Here is an 11,459-nt window from a genome sequence, read left to right on the forward strand (position 1 = left end):
CGGGGTCTGGACCGGTGTCGGCATGAAGATCGACGTAGGAACCGCCGGGTCAGTCGCGGTCGCGGATGTTCGGGCCGCCGGCGTGGCCGCCGCCGCGATCACGCCGCCGCAGGTAGCGCTCGAACTCGCGGGCGATCGCGTCGCCCGAGGCCTCGGTCATCTCGGTGCGGTCGATCTCGTCGTCGCGTTCCTCGAGATTGCGGATGTACTCGATGACGTCCTCGTCCTCGGCGGCCATCTCGTCGACGAGCTTCTGCCACTCGTCGGACTGCTCGGGCAGCTGGCCGAGGGGGATCGGTACGTCGAGCACCTCCTCGACGCCGTGCAGCAGCGCGAGCGTGGCCTTCGGGTTCGGCGGCTGCGACACGTAGTGCGGCACCCCGGCCCAGAACGAGATCGCTGGGATGCCGGCCGCGACACACGCGTCCTGGAGCACGCCGACGATGCCGGTCGGACCCTCGTAGCGCGAGCGTTCGAGGCCGTAGCGAGCCGCGGACTCGGGGTCGTAGGCCGTGCCCGACACCTGGGTCGGGCGGGTGTGCGGCGAGTCGGACAGCAGCGCGCCGAGCGTGACGACCACCCGGATGTCGAGTTCGCGGATGACGGCCAGCAGCTCGGCGCAGAAGCTGCGCCAGCGCATGTTCGGCTCGATGCCGTGCACCAGGACGAGGTCGAAGTCGGTGCCCGGCGGGCGGCAGTAGGAGAACCGGGTGGTCGGCCAGCTGATGCGGCGCGAGATGCCGTCGACCAGCGACACCTGCGGCCGGTTCACCTGGAAGTCGTAGTAGTCGTCCGGATCGAACTCGGTCAGCGCCTGGGCGTCCCACACCAGTTCGAGGTGCTCGATGGCCCCGCTGGCGGCGTCGCCCGCGTCGTTCCACCCCTCGAAGGCCCCGACGAGCACCGGGTTGACCAGCTCGGGCCAATCGCCGGTGTGCGGCGTCACTGCGGAACCCCGCAGCGGGGAGTCCAAAGCTGTCGCGCCGTCATCCCTCCACCCTACGGACCAACCGTCCGGGCAGCACGGAGGTCGAGCCGTCGCGACGGGCGGCCTGTCGCGACGTAGGGTGCCCTTCGCACCCCGAGGAGCCCGCATGAGTGACCTGGAATCGGCGACCGGCACCCCGCCGCCGGACGAGTTCGTACGACTCGACCCGGACCAGCACGCCCATCTGGCCGACCTCGTCGAGTCCGCGGCCCGGCGGCGCTCCGAGGCCCTCGGACAGGCGATCGACGAATCGCTGCGGCACATCCCGGCGCTGCTGCGCGGTCCCGTCCGCCGCTCGCTCGGGCTGTAACCGATGACCGAGCAGCTCGAGCGCAGCGCCGAGATCACGAAACTCGCGCGCCTGCTGGACGTCACCGTGAAGGACCTCGCCTACCTCGAGCACGTCTCGGCCGCCGCCCTGGCCGAGTTCCGCGAGCAGGTCACCGACCGGCTGTTCGCAGGCGACGCCGGCCGGCTCAAGCGGGTGGCGATGTCGAGCAAGCTGCTGCCGATCCCGCTCACCGTGAAGATCGCCCAGCTCGCCTTCGGCCCGATGCTGTGCGCGGCGACGTCCGGGCTCATCGAACCCGAGCGGGCGGCCCGGATCTCGGCCCGCGTGCCCATCCCGTTCCTCGGCGACATCGCCACGATGATGGACCCGCGCCGCGCCGCCGACGTGATCGCCGCCGTGCCCGCGCAGGTCGTCGCCCAGGTCGGCCGGCACCTCATCGAGCGCGACGAGTACGTGACGATGGGCCGCTTCGTCAGCTTCCTGCCGCGCGAGACGCTGCGGGTGGCCCTGCAGGAGATCCCCGACGACGCCGCGCTGCTGCGGGTGGCGTTCGTGCTCGAGGGCAAGGACCGGCTCGACGAGCTGCTGGACGTGGCGCGCGACCGCATTCTCGGGCTGATCCGGGCGGCGCACGAGCACGACATGTGGGGTGAGGTGCTCGACCTCATCAGCAACCTGAACCTGGCCAACCGGGCCGAGCTCGGCGACCTCGCCGCGACCCAGGACGACGACGTTCTCGACGCCCTCATCGGCGCGGCGCAGCGCATGCAGGCGTGGCCGGACCTGCTGCCGGTGATCGCCGCGATGAGCCCGCCGAGCCTGCACCGCCTGCTGCAGGTGCCGGCCGTGCTCGAGACCGACGTGCTCGACCAGATCGCCACCGCCGCCACCCAGCACGACGGGTGGGGCGAGCTGCTGCCCATCGCGGCGGTCCTGCCGCCGGAGGCCCGCCGCCGCCTGGTCGCGTTGCCGCTCGTCCAGCGTGACGACGTGCTGGCCGCGATCATCGACGCCGCGGTGGCCACGCGCGCGTGGCCCGCGCTCGTGCCGCTGGTCGCCGAACTGCCGCCCGACCCGCGGCGGCGGGCTGCCCAGGCGATCGGACGCCTGCCGGCGCCGGTGCTCACGGCCGCCCTCGCGGAACTGGGGTCGGTGCTGACCGCCGACCTCGCCCCGTCGGCCTGGGCTGCGCTCGTCGAGATCAAGGACGACCTGCCCGACCCGGTGCGCCGGGCGATCGTGGTGAGCGCGCAGGGCGCCGGGCGCGACGACGTCGTGGCGGTGCTGTCGGCCGGTTCGGGTCGGGCCGCGCGGCCGCGGCCCCGCCCGGAGCCTCGCGCCGACCCGTCCGGACTGTGACCCACGCGGCCGGACCCCGTTTCAACCTGAAGCGAATGGCGCACGCCCGTACGATCGGGGGTGCCGCACCGTTGTCGACCCCGAGGTTGTGTCTTGCCCGAAACACCGGATCTCCGTCCCGACTGCGCCGCCTCGCTGCGTGACGTCCTCGCGTCGCGCATCCTGGTCCTCGACGGCGCCATGGGCACGATGATCCAGCGGCACGGCTTCAGCGAGGCCGACTACCGCGGCGAGCGTTTCGCCGACTGGCCGAGCGACCTGACCGGCAACAACGACCTGCTGACCCTGACGCAGCCCGACGCGATCCGCGGCATCCACCGGGCCTACCTCGACGCCGGCTCGGACCTCATCGAGACCAACACGTTCAACGCGCAGCGGATCTCGCTGGCCGACTACGGCATGTCCGAGCTCGCCTACGAGCTCAACCTGGAATCGGCCCGCCTGGCCCGCGCCGAGGCCGACACCGCGATGGCGGCCGATCCGCACCGACCGCGGTTCGTCTGCGGCGCGCTCGGCCCCACCAACCGCACCGCGTCGATCTCGCCCGACGTCAACGATCCGGGCGCCCGCAACACCAGCTTCGTCGAACTCGTTGAGGCCTACCTCGAGCAGGCCAACGGCCTGGTCGACGGCGGCGCCGACGTCCTGCTCATCGAGACGATCTTCGACACCCTGAACGCGAAGGCGGCGATCTTCGCCGTCGAGACGCTGTTCGAGGAGCGCGGACGCCGCTGGCCGGTGATGATCTCGGGCACGATCACCGACGCCTCCGGGCGCACGCTGTCCGGCCAGGTCACCGAAGCGTTCTGGAACTCCGTGCGCCACGCGCGTCCGATCATGGTCGGGCTGAACTGCGCGCTCGGCGCCGAGGAGATGCGGCCCTACCTGGCCGAGCTCTCGTCCATCGCCGACTGCTTCATCTCCTGCTACCCGAACGCCGGCCTGCCGAACCACTTCGGCGAGTACGACGAGGCCCCGGAGCAGACCGCGTCCATCGTGCGCGAGTTCGCCGAGAGCGGGCTCATCAACGTGCTCGGCGGCTGCTGCGGCACGACGCCCGAGCACATCGCGGCGATGGCCGGGGTGGTGCAGGGTGTGGCGCCGCGCGTGCCGTCCGAGCGCCCGTCGGCGTGCCGGCTGTCCGGCCTCGAACCGGTCACGATCACGCCCGAATCACTGTTCGTCAACGTCGGTGAGCGCACCAACATCACCGGCTCGGCCCGGTTCCGCAACCTGATCCGCGACGGCGACTACAACGCTGCGCTGTCGGTCGCGCGCCAGCAGGTCGAGAACGGCGCGCAGGTCATCGACATCAACATGGACGAGGGCATGATCGACGGCGTCGCCGCGATGGACCGCTTCGTCAAGCTGGTCGCGAGCGAGCCCGACATCAGCCGGGTCCCGCTGATGATCGACTCGTCCAAGTTCGAGGTTATCGAGGCCGGGCTGCGCTGCGTCCAGGGCAAGCCGATCGTCAACTCCATCTCCATGAAGGAGGGGGAGGAGAAGTTCCGGCGCGAGGCCACCCTGTGCCGCAAGTACGGCGCCGCCGTCGTGGTGATGGCCTTCGACGAGGAGGGCCAGGCCGACAACCTCGAGCGCCGCAAGACGATCTGCGAGCGGGCCTACCGCATTCTGGTCGATGAGGTCGGCTTCCCGGCCGAGGACATCATCTTCGACCCGAACATCTTCGCGGTGGCGACCGGCATCGAGGAGCACGCCAACTACGGCGTCGACTTCATCGAGGCCGCTCGCTGGATCAAGCAGAACCTGCCCGGCGCGATGGTGTCCGGCGGCGTGTCGAACGTGTCGTTCTCCTTCCGCGGCAACAACGCGGTGCGCGAGGCCATCCACGCCGTCTTCCTCTTCCACGCGATCGCGGCCGGCATGGACATGGGCATCGTCAACGCCGGTGCCCTGGTCGTCTACGACCAGGTCGACCCGCGCCTGCGCGAGCGCATCGAGGACGTCATCCTCAACCGACGGGCCGACAGCACCGAGCGACTGCTCGAGATCGCGGCCGAGTTCGCCGGGGCCGGCACCAAGGCCGAGGCCGTCAACGACGAATGGCGCCGGCTGCCCGTCGACGAGCGTATCACCCACGCGTTGGTCAAGGGCATTGACGACTACGCCGAGACCGACACCGAGGAGTTGCGCGCTCTCATCGAGGCCCGCGGCGGCCAGCCCATCGAGGTCATCGAGGGACCGCTGATGGCCGGCATGAACGTGGTCGGTGATCTCTTCGGCGCCGGCAAGATGTTCCTGCCGCAGGTGGTGAAGTCGGCCCGGGTGATGAAGAAGGCGGTCGCCTACCTGATCCCGTTCATCGAGGCCAACAAGTCGCCCGACGACGTCGGCCGCAGCAACGGCACGATCGTGATGGCGACGGTCAAGGGCGACGTCCACGACATCGGCAAGAACATCGTCGGCGTGGTGCTCCAGTGCAACAACTACGACGTCGTCGACCTCGGCGTCATGGTGCCGGCCCAGAAGATCCTCGACGCGGCGAAGGAGCACGGCGCCGATGTCATCGGGCTGTCCGGGCTGATCACCCCGTCGCTCGACGAGATGGTGAACTTCGCGGCCGAGATGGAGCGGCAGGGGCTCGACATCCCGCTGATGATCGGCGGCGCCACCACCTCGCGGGCCCACACCGCGGTGAAGGTCGACAAGAAGTACCACGGCCCGGTGATCTGGGTGAAGGACGCGTCGCGGTCGGTGCCCGTCGTGGCCGCCCTGCTCTCGCCCGAACAGCGGCCGGCGCTGCTGGCCGACCTGCAGGTCGACTACGACGCGCTCCGCGAGCGGCACGCCGCCCGGTCGGACGCCAAGGTGATCGTGCCGATCACCGACGCCCGGGCCAACCGCTCACCGATCGAGTGGAGCGACTACCGCCCGCCCCGGCCGCACCTCATCGCCCAGCAGGCGCGGGACATGCACACCGACGACTACCACGCCTCGGCCCAGCCCACCCAGTTCGTCAAGACCTTCCACGACTACTCGCTGTGGGAGCTGCGCGACTACATCGACTGGCAGCCGTTCTTCAACGCGTGGGAGATGAAGGGCAAGTACCCCGACATCCTCAACAACCCGGCCTCGGGGGAGGCGGCCCGCAAGCTGTGGGACGACGCGCAGGTCATGCTCGACCGCATCATCGAGGAGCGCTGGCTGCACGCCTCGGGCGTCGTCGGCCTGTTCCCGGCCAACGCCGTCGGCGACGACATCGAGGTCTACACCGACGAGACGCGCACCGAGGTTCTCGCCACGCTGCACCAGCTGCGCCAGCAGACCGAGCACCGCCCGGGCGTGCCGCACCGGTCCCTGGCCGACTTCGTCGCGCCGCAGGACACCGAGCTGCGCGACTACATCGGGGCCTTCGCGGTGACGGCCGGCCTGGGCAGCCAGGACAAGATCGCCGAGTTCAAGGCCGCCCTGGACGATTACAGCGCGATCCTGCTCGAGTCCCTGGCCGACCGGCTGGCCGAGGCCTTCGCCGAGCGACTGCACGAGCGGGTCCGCACCGAGTTCTGGGGCTACAGCCCGAACGAGGATCTCGACAACGTCGCGCTGCTCAAGGAGCAGTACGACGGCATCCGCCCGGCGCCGGGCTACCCGGCCTGCCCCGAGCACACCGAGAAGCAGACGCTCTGGGAGCTGCTAGACGTCAAGGCCAACACCGGCATCGAGCTCACCGAGAGCATGGCCATGTGGCCGGGCGCGTCGGTCAGCGGCTGGTACTTCTCCCACCCGGAGTCGCAGTACTTCGTGCTCGGGCGGCTCGGTCGCGACCAGGTGCAGGACTACGCCCGGCGCAAGGGCTGGAGCGTCGCCGAGGCCGAGAGGTGGCTGTCGCCGAACCTCGGGTACCGCTCCGACAACGAGTAGGCCGGATCCGCTCTCACGAGGCCGGCATCACGAGGGTGAAGGTGACCGGCACGGTGCCGCTGACGACGAGGCGCGCACCGTGCGTCTCGGCGATCGACCGGGCGTAGCGCAGGCCGAGGCCGGCGCCCCCGGCGAGGAACGCCTCGACCGATCCGTCCTTGACCGACGACTCCTGCACCACGTCGATGGCGAGGGCACCGCGGGCGCCCCGGGCGACGACCCGCACCGCGCCGCGCCCGTGTTCGATGGCGTTGTCGAGCAGTACGTCGAGGATCTGTCGCACCGCGCGCCCCGAGGTGCGCACCTCGGGGGCATCGCCGCCGCGGATGCAGGTCAGCGAGCGGGACGGATCGTGCACGGCGGCGGTCCAGCGGGCCTCGACGTCGGCCAGCAGTCGGTCGAGTTGCAGCATCTCGGCCGTGGTCTCGCCGCGGCTCAGGTGCAGGACGTCGGTCACCGTGTTGTCCAGATGACTGACGATCGCGAGGGCCCGATCGATCTCGTGGCGCGGGTCGTCGGACTCCAGAGCTCCTTCCAACGTGAGGGACAGGCGGGTCAGCGGGGTCCGCAACTGGTGTGACGCCGCCGCGGCGAACTGGCGCTCGCGTTCGAGCAGGGCGTCCAGGCGGGTCGCCGCCCGGGTCAACGCACCGTCCACCGCATCGACCTCGGCGATTCCCGACGCGACCCCGTTGCGCCGCGCCGGTCCGGAAGCCAGGAGATCGGCCTGCTGGGCCAGCCGCTCGAGCGGGGCGGCGACGCGCCGCGCGATCCGGCGCGCGACGAGCAGGGTCACCGCCAGCACCACGACCGCCAGCGCGGCGAGCAGCAGCCAACCGAGCACGATCGCGTGCGCGTCACGCGCGCGGTGGGCGACAACGACGCCGACGATCACGTCGTTGTCGCGGACCGGGATGGCCACGGTCAGCGCGCCGGAATCGTTACGGGTCGACACCGTGCCGCCGAGGGCGGACCGGACCAGGGGGATCGCATCAGCCTGCGCGTGGCCGCTGACCAGCCGGGCCCGACGGTCGTAGAGCCCGACCTGGTAGGAGTGTCCGACGCGGGGCGGCGCGACGAGACTCACGCCGGTCGAGACGTTGTCGGACGCGGCGGACGCGACCGCGTAGGCCAGCCGGGTCAACTCGTCGCGGTCCCGGAGCTGGAGGTAGTAGGAGGTTCCGGTGGCCAGCGGGACGCCGAACAGGAGCAGCGACAGCGCGGCGCTCAGTACGGCCAGTCGCACGATCCGTCGTCGCACGCCACCTCCTCGACGCCCGGCCGATCAGATTTCAAGACGGTAGCCCCGTCCACGCACCGTCACGATCCGGGGGCCGGGTTGCGCCGGATCGGCGGCCTCGGCGAGGCGCCGGCGCAGGGCCGACACGTGCACGTCCAGATTCTTGGGAGTGCCGGTGAAGGCGTGGCCCCACACATCGGCGATCAGGGTCGCCCGCGAGATCGTCATTCCGGGCTGCGTGGCCAGGCGGACGAGGATGTCGAACTCCTTCGCCGGCAAATCGAGCGAACGGCCGTGCACGTGCGCGTCGCGGATCGACCCGTCGATGTCGAGGGCGCCGACCCGCAACCGGGGCGCGACCGATCCGGCGGCGGAGCGGCGGCGGAGGTGGGCCCGCAGCCGGGCGAGCAGTTCAGCGGTCCGGAACGGCTTGGTGATGTAGTCGTCGGCGCCGGCCTCCAGACTCACGATCACGTCGACCTCCTCCATGCTCGCCGTGAGGATCACGAGCACCGATCCGGGTTGGGCCGAACGCAGGGCCCGGCACACGTCGAACCCGTGCAGGTCGGGGAGGCCGAGATCGAGCAGGATGAGGTCGAACTCACCGTCCGCTGCCTCGAGGATCGAGGTGGCGCCGTTACGGGCCCACACCACGGTGTGATGGTGCTGCTCGAACTGCGCCTGCAGGCGCGCGCCGATGTCGTCGTCGTCCTCCACGAGGAGCAGGCGGCTCACGACGATCAGCGTAGATCAAGAGCCGGGCTCACCACGCGTTGAGCCGGTAGCCGACATTCCGCACCGTGTCGATCGTGATCGTCGCCAGCTTGAGGCGCAGCCGGCGGATGTACACGTCGACGACATTGGTCTGGGCCGCGAAGTCCAGGCCCCACACGTCGGCGAGCAGCTCGCGCCGCGTGCAGATCTGGCCCCGGCGCCCGACGAGGTGAGACATCAACACGAACTCCCGCTGGGACAGGTCCACCGCCCGCCCGCGAACGACGGCGCACCGGCGGATCGGGTCGAGCTGGAGGTCGTCGCTGTAGGCGAAGGCGGTCGCACCCGCCACGTGCGGCGGCATCCCCCCGCTCCGGGGGTGGCGGGCGGACTGCAGCTCGTGGACCTCGGCGATCGGATCGCCCAGGTCGTCGGCCGAGAACCCGGCAGGGAGAGGGGAATCCGCGGCGCGGGCCATGGTCGCCCAGCGCAGCCGGGCCTCGATCCGAGCGAGGAGTTCCGGGATGACGAACGGTGACGCGATCGCGTCGGCGGCGCCCATCCCTAGCGCACCGACCCGCCGGCCGATGTCGGCGGCATCGCACACGACCAGGATCTGGGTCCGGGGCCGCTCAGCCAGGACGGCGTGCAGGACGTGCTCGCCGGATCCGTCCGGCAGGGCCAGCTGCAGCAGGATGAGATCGGACGGATCGGCGATCGCGAGTCGCACGCCGTCGACGGTGGACCGCGCCGTCTCGGTCTCGAACCCGCAGGTCTCGAGCACTCCGGCTACTTCGGTGAGTGGACCCCCGGGTCCGTCGATGATCAACAGCCTGGCCATATTTGCCCCCCGACAAAATGGTGCGCCGTTATGACGGCGTTGCTGGAGGATATGGAGCCGACACGGTCGATGCCCGTCTTATGACTGCACCGTCACGAGCTTCAACCCGAGGGTCCGGTCAAGGTAAAGACGCTTTACCTTTCTCCGAGGGTCGGAGGGGCCGCGGTCAGTGCCCGTGGCTGACCAGTGATCGCCGGTCGGCCCCGGTCGGGGCGCGGCCCGCGGAGCTCGCCGCTGCCCCGGCCCGGCGTCGTGCTCGGGCGAGCCCGAGCAACCCCGCCCCGACGGCGAGCACGGCCGCTCCGCCGGCCAGTCCGCCCATGATCGGCGCCACGCGCGCGGTCGAGATCAGCTCGCGGGCCGGCCCGCCGACGTGTCCGGCGACGCGCCAGGCGTAGGTCGCGGTCACCGGCGCCGATCCGCTCCGCTCGACCTGGACCCGGACGGACCACCGGCCGGCGCGGTCGATCACGCCGACCGGGGTCGACCACGCGCCCTCGGCCGTGCGCGTCGCCGGCGCGACGAACCGCTCGCCGGCCGGGCCGCTGAGCGCGATGCGCACGCCGGAGACGGCGGAGGGGGCCGGACGGCGGCTGTTGAAGACGTGCACCTCGACGAAGTCGCGCCCGGCGACGTTCGGGGTGATCACGAGGGACTCGACCAGGCCGGATTGCTCGCCCGCGACCTCGGTGCTGCCCGTCAGGACGGTTCCCGGCTGCCACCGCAGTCCCTGGGCCGGCGCCGACGACACCAGGGCGCCGACCGCGGCCAGGGCGGCGAGCAGGACCGCGGCCTCAGCCGCGAGACCGCGCGGGGTCACCCGCGGGTCGACCGACCGCACCCGCCGGCGCATCCGGAGCCCGAGCAGTCCGGCGATGCCGGCGAGCGCGAGCTTGACGAAGAGGAGCCGGCCGAAGACCGACGTGGCGAGGGCGTCGACCGTGCTCGCGCTGTCCCCGGTGAGGAGGAGCCCCGACACGATCAGCCAGCCGACGGCGGGCCCGGCGACGGCGCCGAAGGAGACGAGCAGCGAGGGGAGCTCGCGGCGCAGCCGGGCGCGCCGGCCGGGGTGCCGCGTGCCCACCAGCGTCACCGCCGGGAGCAGCAACACCACGCCGAACCACAGGTAGGCGGCCAGCAGATGGCTCGCCTCGAGCAGGGTGCGAGGGACCGACGTCGCTCCGTGACCGAGTTCGGCCGTCGCGACCGCGAGAACTCCGAGGGCGGCCGCGGCCGCGCCGATGCCGGTGCGCGTCACCCGGCGCCGCCGGCCGGCCAGTGCGATGGCGACGAGGGCCAGGATCGCGCCCTCGACGGCGGCGCTGCGCCGGCCGAACGGCGTGTCCATCAACGACCACAGGCGGGTGGGGCCGCCGGCTCGATCCACGGCGAGCAGAGGCGCAGCGACCGCCGCGAGCGCACCGCTGACGGCGGCCAGGCCGAGCACCCGGCCGCGGAGCTCCGCCGATCCGGTCGGGCGACTCGCCGGGCGCGCGGCGAGCGCCGACAGCACCAGCCCCCCGACGAGGCCCCCGGTGAGGATCAGCTCGAGCCATCGCAGTGTGGCCTCGCGGATGCTCGGCCACCGATCGCGCGGTTCGGAGAACGACGGGGCCGCGCCCGTTCCCACCCGGAACACGAGCACCCCCGACGTCTGGTGGCGGTCGTCGGCCGACACCGTCTGCCAGGTGAGCCGGTAGGTCTGGTCGGGCAGCCGGGGAAGGATCGCCACGACGTGGGTCGTGCGGGACGCGCGAACGCCTCCGACGACGAGGTGGCGTCCACGCGCATCGACGAGCTCGAGCCGGGTTGCCGACGGATCGACGGCCTCGCTGAAGCCGAGGTTCACCGCGGCCGGCGCGGAGGCCAGCACCTGCCCGTCCGACGGGTTGCTCGACACGAGCACGGCGTGCGCCGCGGCCGTGGAGGCCAACCCCACCTGTGCGGCGACGATGACGGCTACTGCGAATACCAGGCGTCCGCGCATCGCTGCTCCTGACCGTCCGCGGGAACGTGCACCGCGCAACGCTAGGGGCGTCGAGCGGGCGACGGGTGCCGAATGGCAGGTCTGTCACGCGAGTGATCACGGCGTCATGTGCCCGCCGGTGATGACAACCCGGGCATGGTGATGACGATCTGC

8 protein-coding genes are annotated in these 11,459 nt (G+C 71.6%); 3 read left to right on the forward strand and 5 right to left on the reverse strand.

All coding sequences use genetic code 11. The annotated features are described in order from the left end of the window. Positions 1 to 49: 49 nt before the first annotated feature. A complete protein-coding gene (locus VGN18_RS17270; RefSeq protein ID WP_327540956.1) occupies positions 50 to 946 on the reverse strand; it encodes a PAC2 family protein in 897 nt (298 codons plus the stop codon). Between the two features lie 148 nt (positions 947 to 1,094). Here VGN18_RS17270 and VGN18_RS17275 point away from each other — a divergent pair, with 148 nt between their 5' ends. From VGN18_RS17275 to metH, 3 genes are all read left to right on the forward strand, one after another. Then, positions 1,095 to 1,298 carry a hypothetical protein gene (locus VGN18_RS17275; RefSeq protein WP_327540957.1) on the forward strand — a complete coding sequence of 68 codons (204 nt, stop codon included), beginning with the start codon at positions 1,095 to 1,097 and terminating at the stop codon, positions 1,296 to 1,298. 3 nt (positions 1,299 to 1,301) lie between these two features. Continuing rightward, positions 1,302 to 2,639: a hypothetical protein gene (locus tag VGN18_RS17280; protein ID WP_327540958.1), complete on the forward strand. Its 1,338-nt coding sequence runs from the start codon at positions 1,302 to 1,304 to the stop codon at positions 2,637 to 2,639. Between the two features lie 93 nt (positions 2,640 to 2,732). Beyond that, positions 2,733 to 6,524 (forward strand): methionine synthase, encoded by a 3,792-nt coding sequence (gene metH / locus VGN18_RS17285; RefSeq protein WP_327540959.1) that lies wholly within the window; start codon positions 2,733 to 2,735, stop codon positions 6,522 to 6,524. 13 nt (positions 6,525 to 6,537) lie between these two features. On the opposite strand, the gene VGN18_RS17290 is transcribed toward metH, so the two are convergent. From VGN18_RS17290 to VGN18_RS17305, 4 genes are all read right to left on the reverse strand, one after another. Continuing rightward, on the reverse strand, positions 6,538 to 7,785 hold the full coding sequence (locus VGN18_RS17290) for a HAMP domain-containing sensor histidine kinase (RefSeq protein WP_327540960.1): 1,248 nt from the start codon (positions 7,783 to 7,785) through the stop codon (positions 6,538 to 6,540). 24 nt (positions 7,786 to 7,809) lie between these two features. Next, positions 7,810 to 8,499: a response regulator transcription factor gene (locus tag VGN18_RS17295; RefSeq protein ID WP_327540961.1), complete on the reverse strand. Its 690-nt coding sequence runs from the start codon at positions 8,497 to 8,499 to the stop codon at positions 7,810 to 7,812. Positions 8,500 to 8,527: 28 nt separating this feature from the next. Next, positions 8,528 to 9,319: a response regulator transcription factor gene (locus VGN18_RS17300; RefSeq protein ID WP_327540962.1), complete on the reverse strand. Its 792-nt coding sequence runs from the start codon at positions 9,317 to 9,319 to the stop codon at positions 8,528 to 8,530. 166 nt (positions 9,320 to 9,485) lie between these two features. Then, positions 9,486 to 11,306 carry a copper resistance protein CopC gene (locus tag VGN18_RS17305; protein ID WP_327540963.1) on the reverse strand — a complete coding sequence of 607 codons (1,821 nt, stop codon included), beginning with the start codon at positions 11,304 to 11,306 and terminating at the stop codon, positions 9,486 to 9,488. Positions 11,307 to 11,459 lie beyond the last annotated feature (153 nt).

Source organism: Jatrophihabitans sp. (genome assembly GCF_036000465.1).
Lineage (GTDB): Bacteria > Actinomycetota > Actinomycetes > Mycobacteriales > Jatrophihabitantaceae > Jatrophihabitans.

Coding starts and splice junctions, on each gene's coding strand:
- VGN18_RS17275 (WP_327540957.1), top strand. CDS start 1,095: ATGAGTGACCTGGAATCGGCGACCGGCACCCCGCCGCCGGACGAGTTC.
- VGN18_RS17280 (WP_327540958.1), top strand. CDS start 1,302: ATGACCGAGCAGCTCGAGCGCAGCGCCGAGATCACGAAACTCGCGCGC.
- VGN18_RS17300 (WP_327540962.1), bottom strand. CDS start 9,319: ATGGCCAGGCTGTTGATCATCGACGGACCCGGGGGTCCACTCACCGAA.
- VGN18_RS17305 (WP_327540963.1), bottom strand. CDS start 11,306: ATGCGCGGACGCCTGGTATTCGCAGTAGCCGTCATCGTCGCCGCACAG.